The sequence below is a fragment of the Enterobacter cloacae complex sp. IR5459 genome (assembly GCF_049238005.1).
Taxonomy (GTDB): Bacteria; Pseudomonadota; Gammaproteobacteria; order Enterobacterales; family Enterobacteriaceae; genus Enterobacter; species Enterobacter hormaechei_C.
This window is the reverse complement of record NZ_JBMKIG010000016.1, coordinates 1-16936: the sequence shown is the minus strand read 5'-3', so window position 1 is coordinate 16936 and position 16936 is coordinate 1. Positions and strand designations below refer to the sequence as shown.

The following is a 16936-nucleotide window of genomic DNA, read 5'->3' as shown; positions in this document are numbered from 1 at the left end:
GTTTATCCTTCCTGCTCAATGCGGGTTAACACCTCGCGCAATACGGGTCCATATTCGTATTTACCTGGACACACATAGGTACACAGCGCCAGATCTTCTTCGTCCAGCTCCAGACAGCCCAGCGCCTGGGCACCGTCGGTATCACCGGCCAGGAGATCCCGCAGCAGCACGGTGGGCAGAATATCCAGCGGCATCACGCGTTCGTAGTTGCCAATCGGAACCATGGCGCGCTCACCGCCGTTGGTGCTGGTGGAGAAGTTAAACAGCTTATGACGCAGGAAGTGGCCGAGCGTGGTGCGGGTTACCGAGTATTTTTCTGCGCCAGGCAGTACCCAGCCGAACAGCTCTTTATCGCGTCCTTCAAGCACCACACTCACCTGAAGATGGAAACGACCCAGCCAGGCCATCGGGCCTGTCGCGTGCCTGCCGCTCAGCACCGAACCGGAAATAATACGGTTTTCACCCTCTTTCGTTTCGCCAGCCAACAGCGCCGTCAGGTCAGCCCCAAGCAGCGTGCGAACCAGACGCGGTTGGGTTGCCTGAGGGCCGCCGATGGCAATAATGCGTTCTGCGCACAGCTCACCCGTGGTGAACAGCTTACCGATAGCGATCACGTCCTGATAATTAAGATGCCAGACCTGTTTCGTCAGGCTTACCGGCTCCAGGAAATGAATATGCGTTCCCACCAGCCCCGCCGGATGCGGGCCGGCAAATTCATTAAAGGCCACCTGCCCTTGCGGATGACCGCCCAGCTTACCGCCGCTGGCCTGGCAGACATGCACTTTGCCCGGCGTCAGGCGTGTTAACACGGTGAGGCCGGCATCGAAAGCTTTTCGTTCCGCCAGGATAAGAGGCTGCGGATCTGCGCTGAGCGGGTTGGTGTCGATGGCCGTAACGAAGATAGCGGCCGGCACAGTGCCTGGCACGGGCGTTTTGCTATAGGGCCGCGTGCGAAGCGCCGTCCACAGTCCCGACTCCAGCAGTTGCGTCTGCACCACGTCGTGGCTGAGGGTGGCGAGATCGGCGGCGTCAAAACGCGCAAATTCGCGTTTCTCATCACCTTCAATTTGAATAACAACCGATTGCAGGACGCGACGCTCACCACGATGGATGGCAACAACGGTGCCGCTGGCTGGGGCTGTAAACATAACGCCAGGATTTTTTTTATCCTCGAAGAGTGCCTGGCCTTTTATTACGCGATCGCCTTCCTGTACCAGCATCGCAGGACGCATGCCCACGTAATCATCACCTACAATGGCGACATGATGAATACTGGCGCCGGTGGTAACGTGCTGTTCAGGCACGCCAGAGATTGGCAGATCGAGTCCTTTTCTGATTCTAAACATGTGGTTAGCAGGTATCCATGAACAACAATCCAGAGAGGCCGGAGTGTACCATTTTAGGCCCTGCCAGGGGCAGCAAATCCGCCGTCTGGCGCGCCGAAATGCGAGCTATTGCGCAAAGTTCCTGGAGTCAGGACAATGTGAATGGGTTATAAAGTAAAACTAATTTGTAAACGCAAAGGTTGGCTCTTGCGAAAATCTCCATCGGTGCTAATGTGAGCGCTCCTGTCCAGATTAGTCTGATTTCGGGTGTCTTTTGCCGTTCTGGCAAGTTGGTCATTGTTTTATCAAGGAACCAGTAGTATGCGTAAAATCGCATTGTTCATTGCGATGCTTCTGATACCGTGCATGTCGTTTGCCGGGCTGCTTGGCAGTAATAGTTCAACGACGCCGATCAGTAAAGAGTATAAACAGCAGTTGATGGGATCCCCGGTTTATATTCAAATCTTCAAGGAAGAGCGCACACTCGATCTGTTTGTCAAAATGGGCGAGACGTATCAGCTGCTCGATAGCTACAAAATCTGTAACTATTCTGGCGGGCTGGGGCCGAAACAGCGGCAGGGTGACTTCAAAAGTCCGGAAGGGTTTTACAACGTTCAGCGTAACCAGCTAAAACCGGACAGCCGCTTCTATAAAGCGATTAACATCGGTTTCCCCAATGCCTTCGACCGTGCGCACGGTTACGAAGGGAAATACCTGATGATCCACGGCGCCTGCGTGTCTGTCGGCTGTTATGCGATGACGGATTCCGGCATTGATGAAATCTTCCAGTTTGTCACGGGCGCACTGGTCTTCGGTCAGCCGAATGTTCAGGTCAGCATCTATCCGTTCCGTATGACGGATGCGAACATGGCACGCCATAAGTACTCTGTTTACACAGATTTCTGGAAACAGCTAAAACCGGGCTATGACTACTTCGAGCAGACCCATAAGCCGCCGGTGGTGTCCATCGTCAATGGCCGTTATGTGGTGAGTAAACCGCTCAGCCATGAAGTGGTTCAGCCGCAGCTGGCGTCAAATTACGCGGTCCCCGAGACAAAATAGCGCCCACTCGCCTGGCATGATCTTTTGCCAGGTTTCGTTGCCCGTCAGTGGCTGCGTTGCAATGACAGTGACCACATCGTTCGGTGTGGTCTCCTTCTGAAAATCAATTTCCACATCCTGATCGAGCAGCGTGGCGACGCCAAACGGCGCACGTCGGGTGATCCAGAACAGATTTGTCGAGCAGAACGCCATCACGTAGCGCCCGTCAGACAGCAGCATATTAAAGACGCCTTTCGCGCGTAACTCAGACGCCAGTGACGCTATGTACTTAAAAACGGCGGTCATGTTGCCGGGCGTACGGGGATAGCGCTCGGTCAGCTTGTGCAGCAGCCAGCAAAATGCTTTTTCGCTGTCCGTTTCACCGACAGGACGAAAATTGCCGGTTTCCAGTGATTTATAGCCCGAGAGCTGCCCGTTGTGCGCATAGGTCCAGTTACGGCCCCACAGTTCACGGGTAAACGGATGGGTATTTTCCAGCGCCACTTCGCCGCGATTGGCCTGGCGGATATGGGCGATCACCGAACAGGATTTAATAGGATAGTCCTGCACCAGTCTGGCAATGGGTGAGTTAAAGCTGGGCTGTGGATCTTTAAACGTGCGGCATCCTTTGCCTTCGTAGAAGGTAATGCCCCAGCCGTCTTTATGCGGCCCGGTTCCTCCACCGCGCTGAACCAGCCCGGTAAAACTAAAGCAGATATCGGTTGGCACATTGGCGCTCATCCCGAGCAGTTCGCACATAGATCACCTCCACAACAGCGGGGGGCACCGGCGCCCCCCAGCGAAGTCTTACTTAACCATCTCTTTTTCGATCAATTGGATCAGGATGTGGATCACTTTGATGTGAATTTCCTGAACGCGATCGGCATAACCGAAGTGTGGAACGCGGATTTCAATGTCCGCTGTACCGTCCATCTTACCGCCATCTTTCCCGGTCAGGGTGATCACTTTCATGCCCTTCTCACGCGCGGCGGCGATCGCTTTGATCACGTTAGCGGAGTTACCGGACGTGGAGATACCGAGAAGCACATCGCCTTCACGGCCTACGGCTTCAACGTAGCGGGAAAAGATGTGGTCGTAACCAAAGTCGTTGCCTACACAGGAGATGTGGCTCACGTCGGAAATCGCAATCGCCGGGTAGCCCGGACGGTTTTCGCGATAGCGTCCGGTCAGCTCCTCGGCGAAGTGCATGGCGTCACAGTGGGAACCGCCGTTACCGCAGGAGAGCACTTTACCGCCGGCTTTGAAGCTGTCGGCAAGCAGGACCGCCGCGCGCTGAATAGCGTGAATATTGGCATCATCTTTCAGAAAGTTCGCCAGCGTTTCCGCCGCTTCGTTCAGTTCGTTACGAATAAGATCCTGGTACATGAGGATAATCCTTCAGTATTGATGAAATAACACAGTGGAGTGTACCGGATAGCAGTAAAAGCGAGAAGCTAAAGCCATGCGAATCGTCCGGCGTTTTGATTTTTTGTGCCGGCTAAAACGCGAACAATGTGAACCAGGTTGTAATTATTTTGTAAACACATTGCTAAAGGAAATGACATCAACTACAACCATATCATCACAAGTGGTCAGACCTCCTACAAGCAAGGGAGCTTTTCTTTATGATGATTTTGAGCATTCTCGCAACCGTTGTACTGCTCGGTGTGTTGTTCTATCACCGTGTCAGTTTATTCCTGAGTAGCCTGATTCTTCTGGCCTGGACGGCTGCACTTGGCGTCGCTGGCCTGTGGAATATCTGGGTTCTTGTTCCCCTGGCCATCATTTTACTGCCGTTTAACCTGACGCCGATGCGTAAGTCGATGATCTCTGTGCCGGTGTTCAGGGGATTCCGTAAAGTGATGCCGCCGATGTCGCGTACAGAGAAAGAAGCGATTGACGCCGGTACGACCTGGTGGGAAGGCGATCTGTTCCAGGGCAACCCGGACTGGAAAAAGCTTCACAACTATCCACAGCCGCGTCTGACCGCCGAAGAACAGGCCTTTATTGATGGTCCGGTAGAAGAAGCGTGCCGCATGGCAAACGACTTTGCCATCACTCACGAAATGGCCGACCTGCCGCCTGAGCTGTGGGCATACCTGAAAGAGCATCGCTTCTTCGCGATGATCATTAAGAAAGAGTATGGCGGTCTGGAATTCTCCGCTTACGCTCAGGCTCGCGTGCTGCAAAAACTGGCGGGTGTCTCCGGGATCCTGGCGATTACCGTTGGCGTGCCAAACTCCTTAGGCCCGGGCGAGCTGTTACAGCATTACGGTACAGAAGAGCAGAAAGATCACTACCTGCCGCGTCTGGCGCGTGGCCAGGAAATTCCGTGCTTCGCGCTGACCAGCCCGGAGGCGGGCTCTGATGCCGGCGCGATCCCCGATACCGGCGTGGTTTGCATGGGCGAGTGGCAGGGCCAGCAGGTGCTGGGCATGCGCCTGACCTGGAACAAACGTTATATCACCCTCGCGCCTATCGCCACGGTGCTGGGCCTGGCGTTCAAACTCTCTGACCCGGAAAAACTGCTGGGCGGTGAAGAAGATCTGGGCATTACCTGTGCGCTGATCCCAACCTCGACCCCAGGTGTTGAGATTGGTCGCCGTCACTTCCCGCTGAACGTACCGTTCCAGAACGGTCCTACCCGCGGTCAGGATATCTTTGTCCCGATTGATTACATCATCGGTGGCCCGAAAATGGCCGGTCAGGGCTGGCGTATGCTGGTAGAATGTCTGTCTGTGGGCCGCGGCATTACCCTGCCGTCGAACTCAACCGGCGGTCTGAAATCGGTGGCGATGGGGATTGGGGCTTACGCGCATATCCGCCGTCAGTTCAAAATCTCCATCGGCAAGATGGAAGGTATCGAAGAGCCGCTGGCGCGTATTGCGGGCAATGCCTACGTGATGGACGCCGCAGCCTCGCTGATTACCTACGGAATTATGCTGGGCGAAAAACCCGCCGTGCTGTCGGCAATTGTGAAATACCACTGTACCCACCGTGCACAGCAGTCAATTATTGATGCAATGGATATCGCAGGCGGTAAAGGGATCATGCTCGGTGAAGGCAACTTCCTGGCACGCAGCTATCAGGGCGCTCCGATTGCCATCACCGTTGAAGGGGCAAACATCCTGACCCGCAGCATGATGATCTTCGGTCAGGGCGCCATTCGCTGCCATCCGTACGTGCTGGAAGAGATGGCCGCCGCGCAGAATAACGACGTGGATGCCTTTGACAAGCTGCTGTTCAAACATATCGGTCACGTGGGCAGCAATGAAGTGCGCAGCTTCTGGCTCGGCCTGACGCGCGGCCTGACCAGCGCGACGCCAACCGGCGATGCGACCAAACGTTACTACCAGCACCTTAACCGTCTGAGCGCCAACCTGGCTCTGCTGTCTGACGTCTCGATGGCCGTTCTTGGCGGAAGCCTGAAGCGTCGCGAGCGCATCTCTGCCCGTCTGGGCGACGTGCTGAGCCAGATCTTCCTGGCCTCTGCGGTGCTGAAACGCTACGACGATGAAGGCCGTCAGGAAGCGGATCTGCCGCTGGTGCACTGGGGCGTGCAGGATGCGATGTATCAGGCCGAACAGGCAATTGACGATCTGCTGGCGAACTTCCCGAACCGCTTCGTGGCAGGTGCCCTGCGCGTCGTGATCTTCCCGACCGGTCGTCATCACCTGGCGCCGTCCGACAAGCTGGATCACAAGGTAGCGAAGATCCTCCAGGTACCGAGCGCAACCCGCTCTCGTATTGGTCGGGGTCAATATCTGGCACCTACCCCGCATAACCCGGTAGGTTTGCTGGAAGAGGCGCTGCTTGACGTGATGGCCGCCGACCCGATTCACCAGAAGATCTGCAAACAGCTGGGCAAAAATCTGCCGTTTACACGACTGGATGAGCTGGCAAAACAGGCGCTGGCGGGTGGCATCATCGACAACAGCGAAGCTGCGATTCTGGTGAAAGCCGAAGAGAGCCGTCTGCGCAGTATTAACGTGGATGATTTCGAACCGGAAGAGCTGGCGACACAGCCGGTAAAGCTGCCGGAGAAGCACCGCAAACCTGAAGCCGCATAAGACGTTCAGCGTCCATCAACCCCGCTCCGTGCGGGGTTTTTTAATGCCACATTTTCTCGTAATGACGTGCTACAGTGTCAAAAAGCGATCTTTTAAGGAGTCGGTATCGTGCCTGGTTTGAAGATTTCTGTTTTGCAGCAGCCTTTAGTTTGGATGGACGGTCCAGCCAACCTTCGCCATTTCGATCGCCAGCTCGAAGAGATTAGCGGTCGCGATGTGATTGTCCTGCCGGAGATGTTCACCACGGGTTTTGCGATGGAGGCTGCAAAACAGTCGATGCCGCAGGACGAGGTTGTGGCCTGGATGCACGCCAAAGCGCAGGAGACAAACGCGCTGATTGCCGGTAGCGTCGCCCTCCAGACCGAACGCGGGCCGGTTAACCGCTTCCTGCTGGTCGAGCCAGAGGGAAAGGTGCATTTCTACGATAAGCGCCACCTGTTCCGCATGGCGGATGAACATCAACATTATGAAGCCGGAAGCGAACGCGTGGTATTTGAATGGCGTGGCTGGCGTATTCTGCCGCTGGTCTGCTATGACCTGCGCTTCCCGGTGTGGTCGCGCAACCGCAACGATTATGACCTGGCGTTGTACGTCGCCAACTGGCCCGCCCCACGCTCCCTGCACTGGCAGGCTTTACTGACCGCGCGCGCGATTGAAAATCAGGCTTATGTCGTTGGCTGTAACCGCGTAGGAACGGACGGCAACGGGCATCACTATCGCGGTGACAGCCGGGTGATCAGTCCGCAGGGTGAGATTATTGCCACCGCCGAGCCGCATCAGGCAACACGAATTGACGCTGAGATCTCGTTAACGGCGTTAAAGGAGTATCGGGAGAAGTTTCCGGCCTGGCAGGATGCAGATCAGTTTACGATCGGATAAACGCAACCCGCGATGTTACCCTGGCTTATCGCCTTGCGTAACATCAGGGAAAAGCAGAAATGAAAAAGGCCCACGTTATAAATAACGTGGGCCTGAATAGTGGCGGAACGGACGGGACTCGAACCCGCGACCCCCTGCGTGACAGGCAGGTATTCTAACCGACTGAACTACCGCTCCACTGTTCCCGTTTGGGGAACGAGGCGAATATTACGGTTTGCCTCTGAACTCGTCAACGCTTTTTCTCAGGTTTTGAATCGTTTGCTGCAAAATTCACCCAAACGGTGATTTAACAAACGTTTCGGCACATTTTCACGTGCGCCACAAACAGCTTCCGCCCTTCTTCTGCACTAAATCGAGACGAGATTCATGGTTCATCAGTTCTTCATCACTGGCTAAAACAACCCGCAGGCGATTCGCCTGACGCACAATGCGCTGAATTCCCCCTTCATCCCGCGTTTGCTGGGATTCATTTTCCATACTGAATTTCATCGACGTTTGCCCGCCGGTCATGGTCAGGTAGACATCGGCCAGGATCTGGGCATCGAGCAACGCGCCGTGCAGCGTTCGCTTGGTGTTGTCTATCTCATAGCGAGAGCACAGGGCATCAAGGCTGTTACGCTTGCCGGGGAACATCTTCCTTGCCAGCGCCAGGCTATCCGTGACTTTACAGAACGTATTCGTCTTCGGAATATCACGGTTGAGCTTGCTGAACTCATAGTCCATAAAGCCGATATCGAACGACGCGTTATGAATGACAAGTTCCGCACCTCTGATGTAGTCGAGAAATTCATCTGCGACGTCGGCAAAGGTGGGCTTATCCAGCAAAAACTCATCGGCAATTCCGTGAACGCCGAACGCTTCCGGGTCCACCAGCCGATCGGGTTTGAGGTAAACGTGGAAGTTGTTGCCCGTAAGGCGACGGTTCACCACTTCAACGGCACCAATCTCAATGATTTTATGCCCTTCGTAGTGGGCGCCAATCTGGTTCATACCGGTGGTTTCGGTATCGAGAACAATCTGGCGAGTAATTGCAGTGCTCATAGCGGTCATTTATGTCAGACTTATCGTTTTACTGAACGTTTCAAATACAGGAAGTCTACCAGAGATGCGTAAACAGGTAGAAATTTTCACCGATGGATCTTGTCTCGGTAACCCAGGGCCCGGCGGCTATGGTGCCATTATGCGCTATCGCCAGCATGAAAAAACCTTTAGTGAAGGCTATTTCCTGACCACCAACAACCGCATGGAGTTGATGGCGGCCATCGTGGCGCTGGAAGCGTTAAAAGAACATTGCGACGTGGTGCTGAGTACCGACAGCCAGTATGTCCGCCAGGGCATTACCCAATGGATCCACAACTGGAAAAAACGCGGCTGGAAAACGGCAGAGAAAAAACCGGTCAAGAATGTCGATCTCTGGAAGCGTCTTGATGCCGCCCTCGGTCAGCACGAAATCAAATGGGAGTGGGTAAAGGGGCACGCCGGTCATCCTGAAAACGAACGCTGTGACGAGCTGGCTCGCGCGGCGGCATCCAACCCAACCCATGAGGATGCAGGTTATCAACCTGAATCCTGATCACGGTTTTTTGTATTGCCGCGTGGCCCCCACGGTCTGGCGGATCCGCGTTTTTGATTTGCTTTGCTTCATTGGGTTTAGCGTAAGGGGGATCGTCCTCTTACGCGCGACAATAAATTGCATGCAGCCCAGCGCGGGTAAATGGGTGCTTAATAAAACCCCGCCTTTACGCGTCCAGGGGATGACCTGAAAACCCCCATAGCTCAGCACTTCGAAATTTAACAGTGAAAGCCAGTCCAGCTGGCGCATCATGGTAAACATCCTGCTGTTATAGGGCGGCGTGCGGCGCAGAACGGGCGTCAGTTTACGTAGCCCCATCAGACTCAGCGGATTAAAACCGCTCAGGATCAGCCAGCCGTCATCAATCAAAACGCGGTCGGCTTCCCGCAGCAGACGATGGGGATCGCTGCACCAGGGCAGCGTATGGGCGAGCAGACAGGCATCAATGGATTTTTCCGCAAACGGCAAATGCAGCGGATCCGCTTTCACCTGAACCGGGGAGCCATTAAGCGATACGCTAACCTGATGCGAGATAGCGCAGCTTTCGGTATTGATTTCTGCGCTCAGATTGCCAATCTTAAGCAGGTGAAAACCATACATTTTCGCGAGCCAGGGTTTAAGCTGAAGTTCTAAGGCCTCGCGATAATATTCACCCCAGGGCAACTCTGCCCAACGTTCCGGTGGTGCGACAGTCTGAGGTATCCTTGCCGGTTTCATCAAAACACCCGCCACGCTATAAGAGGTAATGCATGAATCTTATCAGTATTTCCGCCTTTCAGGACAATTACATCTGGGTTTTAGTCGACGACGATCGCAGATGCATCATTGTTGATCCAGGCGAATCCGCACCGATCCTGCACGCGATAAAAGAAAACGGCTGGCAGCCTGAAGCGATCCTACTTACCCATCACCATCACGATCATGTCGGCGGTGTTCCCGATCTCCTTGCGCGCTATCCTCATCTTCCAGTCTACGGACCGGCAGAGACACAGGATAAGGGTACGACGCAAGTTGTCGAAGAAGGCGAAAGTATCCTCATCCTCGGGTGGGAGTTTTCCGTATTTGCTACGCCAGGTCACACTTCCGGTCATCTCTGTTTCTACAGCAAACCTTATCTGTTTTGTGGCGACACGCTGTTTTCTGGCGGCTGTGGAAGGCTGTTTGAAGGCACGCCAGAACAGATGTATCAATCTTTACAAAAAATTAATGCGCTTCCAGCCGACACCGTAATTTGTTGCGCACATGAGTATACATTAGGGAATATGAAGTTTGCTGCAAGCGTGCTGCCTGAGGATCGGGCGATTCAGGATTATTACCTGAAAGTGAAGGAGTTACGTGCAAAAAACCAAAAAACACTCCCCGTAATTCTGAAAAATGAACGACAAATTAATTTATTTTTAAGAACTGATGATGTTGATTTAATTAATAAAATTAATCAAGAAACAAATTTGTTACAACCTGAAGCGCGATTTGCATGGTTAAGGTCAAAGAAAGATAACTTCAGATAATTGCGGGTTGCCTTTTCAAAATTTCGCCGTTATCATCGCTCGTCTTTTAAGCAACTATTGACACACACATGAAGGCAAAAGCGATATTACTCGCCTCTGTCCTGCTTGTAGGTTGCCAGTCACAAAACGGCAGCAACGTACAACAGCACGCACAGAGCCTTTCTGCGGCTGGTCAAGGGGAAGCAGGGAAGTTTACGAGTCAGGCGCGATGGTTGGACGATGGGACATCCTTCGCGCAGGAACAAGACTTGTGGGCCTCTATTGGCGACGAGCTAAAGATGGGAATTCCGGAAAACAGCCGGATTCGCGAACAGAAACAGAAGTATTTGAGAAATAAGAGCTATCTCCACGATGTAACATTACGGGCAGAGCCGTATATGTACTGGATAGCCGGGCAAGTTAAGAAACGTAACATGCCTATGGAACTGGTACTACTACCCATAGTGGAGAGCGCTTTTGACCCGCACGCGACGTCTGGCGCCAATGCAGCAGGCATCTGGCAGATCATTCCGAGCACAGGGCGAAATTATGGTTTAAAGCAGACCCGCAACTACGATGCGCGTCGTGATGTTGTCGCTTCAACGACAGCCGCTCTCGACATGATGCAACGTCTGAACAAGATGTTTGACGGCGACTGGTTATTGACTGTCGCGGCGTATAACAGTGGTGAAGGTCGTGTACTGAAGGCAATGAAAGCGAATAAAGCGCGTGGAAAATCCACAGACTTCTGGTCGCTCTCACTGCCACAGGAAACAAAGATTTACGTACCGAAAATGCTGGCACTGAGTGACATTCTCAAGAACAGCAAACGTTACGGTGTACAACTGCCAACACCAGACGAAAGTCGTGCACTGGCGCGTGTCCGCCTCAGCAGCCCGGTTGATATTCAACAGGTTGCCGATATGACGGGTATGTCGGTAAGTAAGCTTAAAACCTTTAATGCAGGTGTTAAAGGCTCCACGCTGGGTGCTAGCGGCCCACGCTATGTGATGGTTCCGCAGAAACATGCGGAACAGTTACGAGAGTCTTTAGCTTCAGGTGAAATCGCAGCCGTTCAGTCCACGCTGATCGCTGATACGTCGCCTGTAAGCAGCCGCAGCTATAAGGTGCGTTCAGGTGATACGCTTTCAGGTATTGCATCACGTCTTGGCGTGAATGCGAAAGATCTCCAGCAGTGGAATAATCTGCGCGGATCTGGTCTGAAAGTGGGTCAAACGCTGAACGTAGGTGCAGGTAGCAGCGCACAGCGTCTCGCTAAAAACAGCGATAGCATTACCTATCGCGTACGTAAAGGCGACTCGCTGTCCAGTATTGCTAAGCGTCACGGCGTAAACATCAAAGATGTGATGCGCTGGAACAACGATACTGACAACCTGCAACCTGGCGACCAACTGACGTTGTTTGTGAAAAACAGCGCTACGCCAGATTCCTGATAGTACGTTCGCTTGTTAAAAAGGCACCGATTCCCCTCGGTGCCTTTTTTGTTTATCCTGCTTTTTGCGCTTCAGCCATAATGGTGTCGCTAGTAAACGAACCATCGTCATGCAGCTCAAAGTACGCCTTCACATCAGCAGAGGCGCTCTCCTGGTACAATCGGATCGCCTGAGTTAATGCCTCGGGGGTGCGCATCCGCGCAATCCATGACGCAAACTCCAGCGGCAAACGGTCGGTTATCAATGAGCGTGAAATCAAGCCGGCTTCGGTGATAAACGTAAGCCACTCTCCACTGGAGTAGTTTTGCACGTGCGAGGTATCACGCAGCGCTTCAACCGTCTGGAGCCAGATATTTCGTACCGGATGTCCGGGAGACATCACGTCCATGATGATGAAGATTCCGCCCGGTTTGAGTACGCGTTTCACTTCCCGTAATGCCTGCCCCACATCATGCCAGTGGTGTGCAGAGTAACGGCTAATCACAACCTCAAACGATGCATCCTCAAAGGGTAATGATTCAGCGTAGCCCTGGCGCGTCGTGACGTTATTCAGCCCTTTCGCTTTCGCCGCTTCAGCGACCACATCGAGCATCTGGCTCGATAAGTCATACGCCGTCACCTGAGCAACCTGCTCTGCGGCGGTAAAACTGGCATGCCCCGCCCCGCAGCCTAAGTCCAGCACGTGCGCGTCAGGAAACGCGGCGAGCCGCTCGCCGAGACGCACCAGGTCGCGGCCAGAGGCGTGCACGGCGCTGCTCAGGTAGGCACTTGCCTGCGAACCGAACTGTTTATCGACGTTGTCATGATGGGAGTGTGTTGTTGTCATGTTGCTGTCCTTTTATGGGTTAAAAAATAAAGGGCAGCACCCGCACAGGCCTGCCCCACGGCAGACCTGACGCACCATTATTTATCAGGTTTGCCGGGACTGAATTCAACTAGTAGAGGATTATGATCGGAGGCGCGCGTCACCAGAACGGACGCATCGTGTACGCTCAAACCACGATAGAAGACGAAATCAAGAGGACGGCCAAACGCTTTCTTGCGCTGGTCATCGTTAAAACGAACTTCACGCAGCGACATTTCACGCGCGAAGCGGTACAACGCGTTCATACGCGGACGGCTCCAGGCATTGAAGTCCCCTGCCATAATGATCGGCCCACTGTGATGAGCAATCTGATCGCCAATGGGAAGTAACTGCTTACTGTACACATCAACACCGAGGCTGAAGTTCACCGCATGAATGTTTACCACCATCAGCAGACGGGTGTCGGGCAACGGATAGACTGTGACCAGCGCCGATTTTGCCAGACGCAGGATCGGCTCACGTTCACGCAGCGGGCAGCAATAGACCGGATGTGCGGCTGAAAGGGTCATCACCCCAGAAGGATGCTGTGGCAGAACAAAGGCAGGCACCTGATCGGCTGCAAGATAGTTTGTCGTTGCAAACCTGACCAGCTCAGGCGTGGTTTGCGCCTCCTGTAACAGAACCAGATGCGCATCTTTACCAAAATTTTGAAGTACGGATAACCACTCCGCACGCTGTTGTTTAAAGATGTTCCACACCAGTACGCGAATTTTTTCGTCACTGCTTAATGGCGTGCCCGCTGGTAATGCCTGACCCAGGCTCGCAAACGACCCCGGAGGCAAGATCCTCTCCGCGGGCATTCCGGCAACATAACGCATGGCATAGGTATTTTTTCGCACTTTTGGAAACGACCTCTGTAACATGAACCAGCCCGGAAAACGGACTGGTTCTAATGTTATAGGGATTTTAGGTCACACTTTCAACGCAATTACTGAGAAACCGCTTTCCAGTTTTGTAAGCAAGCACTTACTGATACTTATCCAAGCGCGACGCGAGCGGGTTTATCAAGCCGTCCACTCAGACCAATAAGGAGGAAAGCGACAAGCACAATTACCGCACCAATCCATGGCGTTTGGGTTAATCCAACGTGTTCAACCGTCTGCCCGCCGATAACCGATCCGAGTGCGATGCCGATATTGAATGCGGCGATATTCAGGCCGGATGCGACATCCACCGCATTGGGCGTATAGCGTTCGGCTTTCTGTACAACATAGACCTGCAATCCCGGTACGTTACCAAACGCGAATATTCCCATAACCAACACGGTTACCAGCGCGGCGTATTGTATCGACGCGGTGAACTGGAAAATCATCAGCAGGACAACCAGCGCGGCGAAAATGAATTTTAGCGCCGGTACCGCACCATGCTTATCTGCAAGCTTGCCGCCCCAGATATTGCCGATTGCGACGGAGATACCGTAGCCCAGTAAAATCCAGCTCACTGCGCCCGGAGAAAAACCAGCCAGCTCCTGCATCATCGGTGCAAGGAAGGTGAACGCAGTGAACACACCTCCATAACCCAGAGCCGTAACGGCATAGATCAGCAGCAGGCGCGGGTGTGTGAGAACCTTAACCTGATCGCTCAGGCTGGCGCTCGCGCGCCCCGGAATACTGGAGGGTACCAGCAGCAGGCTGGCTACCATAGCAATCACGCCCAACAGCGATACCGCGAGGAAGGTTTCTCGCCAGCCAAAATGTTGCCCAATAAACGTTCCTAACGGCACGCCGGTGACCAGCGCAACGGTTAAGCCGCCAAACATAATCGCAATGGCTGACGCCGCTTTCTCTTTTGGCACCAGGCTGGTTGCAATCGTGGAACCGATGGAGAAGAAGACACCGTGCGCGAGGCCAGTCAGCAAACGGGCAATGACCAGCGTGGTGTAGTCCGGAGCCTGCCACGCCAGAATATTGCCGGCGGTGAAGAGCACCATCAGGGCAACTAACAGTTTTTTACGCGCAAAGCGCCCAGTCAATGCGGTCAGCACAGGCGCCCCAACAGCGACGCCTAAAGCGTAAATAGATACCAGCAGCCCGGCAGAAGGCAGCGAAATGGCGAGTTGTTCAGCAATGGTGGGAACAAGTCCTACAATAACAAATTCGGTCGTGCCAATTGCGAAGGCACTGATCGTCAGGGCAAGAAGCGCCAGTGGCATAAATACTCCGTCTCTTCAGGATTAAGATGACAGGCAGTATGCGCCAGTGTTTAAATAACAAAAATGGTTAGAATCTCAATAGAATTTTGCGGATGATGCAATAATGAAAGCCACATCGGAAGAACTGACTATCTTTGTTGCCGTTGTTGAAAGCGGCAGCTTCAGCCGTGCGGCCGAACAGCTCGGGCAGGCGAACTCCGCCATTAGCCGCTCGGTGAAAAAGCTGGAGATGAAGCTCGGGGTGAGTCTGCTTAATAGGACAACGCGGCAGCTCAGCCTGACGGAAGAAGGTGAACGTTATTTTCGACGCGTGCAGTCCGTTTTGCAGGAGATGGCGGCGGCAGAAACGGAAATAATGGAATCGCGCAGCACCCCGCGCGGATTGCTGCGCATCGATGCGGCTACGCCGGTCGTGCTTCATTTTTTGATGCCGCTGATTAAGCCCTTTCGTGAGCGCTACCCGGAGATGACCCTGTCTCTGGTCTCCTCGGAAACGTTTATCAATCTTATTGAGCGTAAAGTGGATGTGGCGATCCGCGCCGGAACCCTGACGGATTCAAGCTTACGCGCTCGCCCTCTGTTCACCAGCTATCGCAAAATGATCGCGTCACCGCAATATATTGCAGAGCATGGCAAACCGGAGACCGTTGAGGAGCTGAAGCAGCACCTGTGCCTGGGCTTTACGGAACCTGTCTCGCTGAACACCTGGCCCGTAGCCTGTCATGACGGACAACTTCATGAGATCACCTGCGGACTTTCGTCTAATAGCGGAGAAACGCTGAAACAGCTTTGTCTTGAAGGAAATGGGATCGCCTGTTTATCAGACTATATGATTGATAAGGAAATAGCTGCGGGTCAGCTTGTAGAACTGATGGCTGACAAACGCTTACCTGTAGAGATGCCTTTTAGCGCAGTGTATTACAGTGACAGAGCGGTAAGTACGCGCATACGCGCTTTTATCGACTTCCTTAGCGAACATATAAAAACAGCTCCCGGAGGAGCTGTGTGAGGGTTTAAAGGTACAGAGGGAGGGTTTTTATTAATCCCAGTCTGGTGCTAACCCTTCCGGGCTGACAAGACGATCGTTGCATTCCAGTGCAGCGATCGCGTTTTTATCTTCATCATCAAGCTGGAGATCCCGCGCTAACAGGTTACTTGCCAGGTTTTCACGTTTGGTTGAAGACGGGATCACGGCATAGCCCTCACCCATCGCCCATGCCAGGATCACCTGTGCGGCTGTCGCATTGTGTTTCTCAGCGATGCGCGCAATCACTTCATCTTTCAGCGCCTTACCATATGCCAGCGTCATGTACGAGGTGATGTGAATACTATGCTGTTTCGCCCAGTCCACGACTTTGCGGTTTTGCAGGTAAGGAGAGAGTTCAATTTGGTTGGTGGCAATATTCTCTTTACCCACTGCGGCGATGGCCCTTTCCATCAACGGGATGGTGAAGTTAGAGATGCCAATTTCACGCGTTAAGCCTTGCTCTTTTGCTTCCAGCAGCGCTTGCATAAACTCTTCCACAGAGACGGCATCATCAGGAGATGGCCAGTGGATCAGCGTCAGATCAACATAATCAGTACGCAGCTTTTTCAGACTTTCCTTCAGGCTTGGGATCAGCTTGTCTTTGCTGAGATTCTCAATCCAGATTTTAGTGGTGACGAAAAGTTCGTCGCGCGGTACGCCACTCTCTTCGATGGCCTGGCCTACGGCAGCTTCGTTATCATAAATCTGCGCCGTATCAATAGCACGATAGCCCAACTCGAGTGCGGTTTTAACAGATGCAATAACAACATCGTCTTTCAGGCGAAAAGTGCCCAGACCCAGTGCAGGGATAGTCATATGATTCCTCAATCGTTATGTTCGTAAACTGAGGAAGATTATCGCTGTAGTTGTTATGACGAAAAAGATCGTAAAACGCAGAGGATTTTTGCTAATTTCGCAACAATCAAATGACAGATAAGAAAAAAGCCCTGAGCGTTAGCTCAGGGCTTTTAATAAGTGGCGGAACGGACGGGACTCGAACCCGCGACCCCCTGCGTGACAGGCAGGTATTCTAACCGACTGAACTACCGCTCCACCGAATACT

At 53.3% G+C, this 16936-nt stretch carries 16 protein-coding genes and 2 tRNA genes; 7 read left to right on the top strand and 11 right to left on the bottom strand.

Translation table 11 applies throughout. The features are described from left to right. Positions 1 to 2: 2 nt before the first annotated feature. Positions 3 to 1346: a Na(+)-translocating NADH-quinone reductase subunit A gene (locus ACOTX4_RS23125; protein ID WP_023315474.1), complete on the bottom strand. Its 1344-nt coding sequence runs from the start codon at positions 1344 to 1346 to the stop codon at positions 3 to 5. Between the two features lie 300 nt (positions 1347 to 1646). On the opposite strand from ACOTX4_RS23125, the gene dpaA reads away from it, so the two are divergent. After that, a complete protein-coding gene (dpaA, locus tag ACOTX4_RS23120) occupies positions 1647 to 2387 on the top strand; it encodes a peptidoglycan meso-diaminopimelic acid protein amidase (RefSeq protein WP_023315473.1) in 741 nt (246 codons plus the stop codon). On the opposite strand, the gene ACOTX4_RS23115 is transcribed toward dpaA, so the two are convergent. Both ACOTX4_RS23115 and lpcA read right to left on the bottom strand, forming a co-directional pair. Next, a complete protein-coding gene (locus tag ACOTX4_RS23115) occupies positions 2358 to 3125 on the bottom strand; it encodes a class II glutamine amidotransferase (protein ID WP_003863229.1) in 768 nt (255 codons plus the stop codon). The genes dpaA and ACOTX4_RS23115 overlap by 30 nt on opposite strands. Before the next feature lie 48 nt (positions 3126 to 3173). Continuing rightward, complete coding sequence (gene lpcA / locus ACOTX4_RS23110) at positions 3174 to 3752, bottom strand: D-sedoheptulose 7-phosphate isomerase (protein ID WP_003863232.1); 579 nt, start codon at positions 3750 to 3752, stop codon at positions 3174 to 3176. Between the two features lie 239 nt (positions 3753 to 3991). Here lpcA and fadE point away from each other — a divergent pair, with 239 nt between their 5' ends. Then, positions 3992 to 6436 (top strand): acyl-CoA dehydrogenase FadE, encoded by a 2445-nt coding sequence (gene fadE / locus ACOTX4_RS23105; protein WP_045332025.1) that lies wholly within the window; start codon positions 3992 to 3994, stop codon positions 6434 to 6436. 108 nt (positions 6437 to 6544) lie between these two features. Further along, positions 6545 to 7315, top strand: coding sequence for an amidohydrolase (locus ACOTX4_RS23100; protein ID WP_003863235.1), 771 nt, complete (start codon positions 6545 to 6547; stop codon positions 7313 to 7315). A gap of 100 nt (positions 7316 to 7415) precedes the next feature. On the opposite strand, the gene ACOTX4_RS23095 is transcribed toward ACOTX4_RS23100, so the two are convergent. Then, positions 7416 to 7492: transfer RNA gene (locus ACOTX4_RS23095), tRNA-Asp, on the bottom strand. A gap of 132 nt (positions 7493 to 7624) precedes the next feature. Further along, the gene (gene dnaQ / locus ACOTX4_RS23090) at positions 7625 to 8356 is read right to left on the bottom strand and encodes a DNA polymerase III subunit epsilon (RefSeq protein WP_003863237.1); all 732 of its coding nucleotides are present in this window, start codon (positions 8354 to 8356) and stop codon (positions 7625 to 7627) included. On the opposite strand from dnaQ, the gene rnhA reads away from it, so the two are divergent. Beyond that, positions 8310 to 8888, top strand: a complete 579-nt coding sequence (gene rnhA / locus ACOTX4_RS23085) for a ribonuclease HI (RefSeq protein WP_160840538.1) — start codon at positions 8310 to 8312, stop codon at positions 8886 to 8888. The two genes, dnaQ and rnhA, sit on opposite strands and share 47 nt — an antisense overlap. On the opposite strand, the gene ACOTX4_RS23080 is transcribed toward rnhA, so the two are convergent. Next, complete coding sequence (locus tag ACOTX4_RS23080) at positions 8889 to 9605, bottom strand: class I SAM-dependent methyltransferase (RefSeq protein WP_017383714.1); 717 nt, start codon at positions 9603 to 9605, stop codon at positions 8889 to 8891. It abuts the gene before it with no gap. A 32-nt stretch (positions 9606 to 9637) separates the two neighbouring features. Here ACOTX4_RS23080 and gloB point away from each other — a divergent pair, with 32 nt between their 5' ends. Then, complete coding sequence (gene gloB, locus ACOTX4_RS23075) at positions 9638 to 10396, top strand: hydroxyacylglutathione hydrolase (protein ID WP_022650425.1); 759 nt, start codon at positions 9638 to 9640, stop codon at positions 10394 to 10396. A gap of 68 nt (positions 10397 to 10464) precedes the next feature. Continuing rightward, positions 10465 to 11829, top strand: a complete 1365-nt coding sequence (gene mltD / locus ACOTX4_RS23070; RefSeq protein ID WP_022650424.1) for a murein transglycosylase D — start codon at positions 10465 to 10467, stop codon at positions 11827 to 11829. 52 nt (positions 11830 to 11881) lie between these two features. Here mltD and ACOTX4_RS23065 read toward each other — a convergent pair whose 3' ends face one another. From ACOTX4_RS23065 to ACOTX4_RS23055, 3 genes are all read right to left on the bottom strand, one after another. Continuing rightward, a complete protein-coding gene (locus ACOTX4_RS23065; protein WP_045332021.1) occupies positions 11882 to 12655 on the bottom strand; it encodes a class I SAM-dependent methyltransferase in 774 nt (257 codons plus the stop codon). Between the two features lie 77 nt (positions 12656 to 12732). Next, on the bottom strand, positions 12733 to 13533 hold the full coding sequence (locus ACOTX4_RS23060; RefSeq protein ID WP_003863247.1) for an endonuclease/exonuclease/phosphatase family protein: 801 nt from the start codon (positions 13531 to 13533) through the stop codon (positions 12733 to 12735). Between the two features lie 137 nt (positions 13534 to 13670). Next, on the bottom strand, positions 13671 to 14846 hold the full coding sequence (locus ACOTX4_RS23055; protein WP_045337376.1) for an MFS transporter: 1176 nt from the start codon (positions 14844 to 14846) through the stop codon (positions 13671 to 13673). Between the two features lie 103 nt (positions 14847 to 14949). On the opposite strand from ACOTX4_RS23055, the gene yafC reads away from it, so the two are divergent. Beyond that, positions 14950 to 15855, top strand: a complete 906-nt coding sequence (gene yafC, locus ACOTX4_RS23050) for a DNA-binding transcriptional regulator YafC (RefSeq protein WP_032657297.1) — start codon at positions 14950 to 14952, stop codon at positions 15853 to 15855. Positions 15856 to 15885: 30 nt separating this feature from the next. Here the strand turns inward: yafC and dkgB are convergent, their stop codons facing one another. Next, complete coding sequence (gene dkgB, locus ACOTX4_RS23045) at positions 15886 to 16689, bottom strand: 2,5-didehydrogluconate reductase DkgB (protein ID WP_023315437.1); 804 nt, start codon at positions 16687 to 16689, stop codon at positions 15886 to 15888. Positions 16690 to 16849: 160 nt separating this feature from the next. Beyond that, positions 16850 to 16926: transfer RNA gene (locus ACOTX4_RS23040), tRNA-Asp, on the bottom strand. Between the last annotated feature and the right edge of the window lie 10 nt (positions 16927 to 16936).

What these genes read in the sequence shown, in the direction of transcription:
- lpcA (WP_003863232.1), bottom strand. Translation starts at nt 3,752, where the DNA reads ATGTACCAGGATCTTATTCGTAACGAACTGAACGAAGCGGCGGAAACG.
- yafC (WP_032657297.1), top strand. Translation starts at nt 14,950, where the DNA reads ATGAAAGCCACATCGGAAGAACTGACTATCTTTGTTGCCGTTGTTGAA.
- dnaQ (WP_003863237.1), bottom strand. Translation starts at nt 8,356, where the DNA reads ATGAGCACTGCAATTACTCGCCAGATTGTTCTCGATACCGAAACCACC.
- ACOTX4_RS23055 (WP_045337376.1), bottom strand. Translation starts at nt 14,846, where the DNA reads ATGCCACTGGCGCTTCTTGCCCTGACGATCAGTGCCTTCGCAATTGGC.
- gloB (WP_022650425.1), top strand. Translation starts at nt 9,638, where the DNA reads ATGAATCTTATCAGTATTTCCGCCTTTCAGGACAATTACATCTGGGTT.
- ACOTX4_RS23115 (WP_003863229.1), bottom strand. Translation starts at nt 3,125, where the DNA reads ATGTGCGAACTGCTCGGGATGAGCGCCAATGTGCCAACCGATATCTGC.
- dpaA (WP_023315473.1), top strand. Translation starts at nt 1,647, where the DNA reads ATGCGTAAAATCGCATTGTTCATTGCGATGCTTCTGATACCGTGCATG.
- fadE (WP_045332025.1), top strand. Translation starts at nt 3,992, where the DNA reads ATGATGATTTTGAGCATTCTCGCAACCGTTGTACTGCTCGGTGTGTTG.
- ACOTX4_RS23065 (WP_045332021.1), bottom strand. Translation starts at nt 12,655, where the DNA reads ATGACAACAACACACTCCCATCATGACAACGTCGATAAACAGTTCGGT.
- ACOTX4_RS23080 (WP_017383714.1), bottom strand. Translation starts at nt 9,605, where the DNA reads ATGAAACCGGCAAGGATACCTCAGACTGTCGCACCACCGGAACGTTGG.
- mltD (WP_022650424.1), top strand. Translation starts at nt 10,465, where the DNA reads ATGAAGGCAAAAGCGATATTACTCGCCTCTGTCCTGCTTGTAGGTTGC.
- ACOTX4_RS23125 (WP_023315474.1), bottom strand. Translation starts at nt 1,346, where the DNA reads ATGTTTAGAATCAGAAAAGGACTCGATCTGCCAATCTCTGGCGTGCCT.
- dkgB (WP_023315437.1), bottom strand. Translation starts at nt 16,689, where the DNA reads ATGACTATCCCTGCACTGGGTCTGGGCACTTTTCGCCTGAAAGACGAT.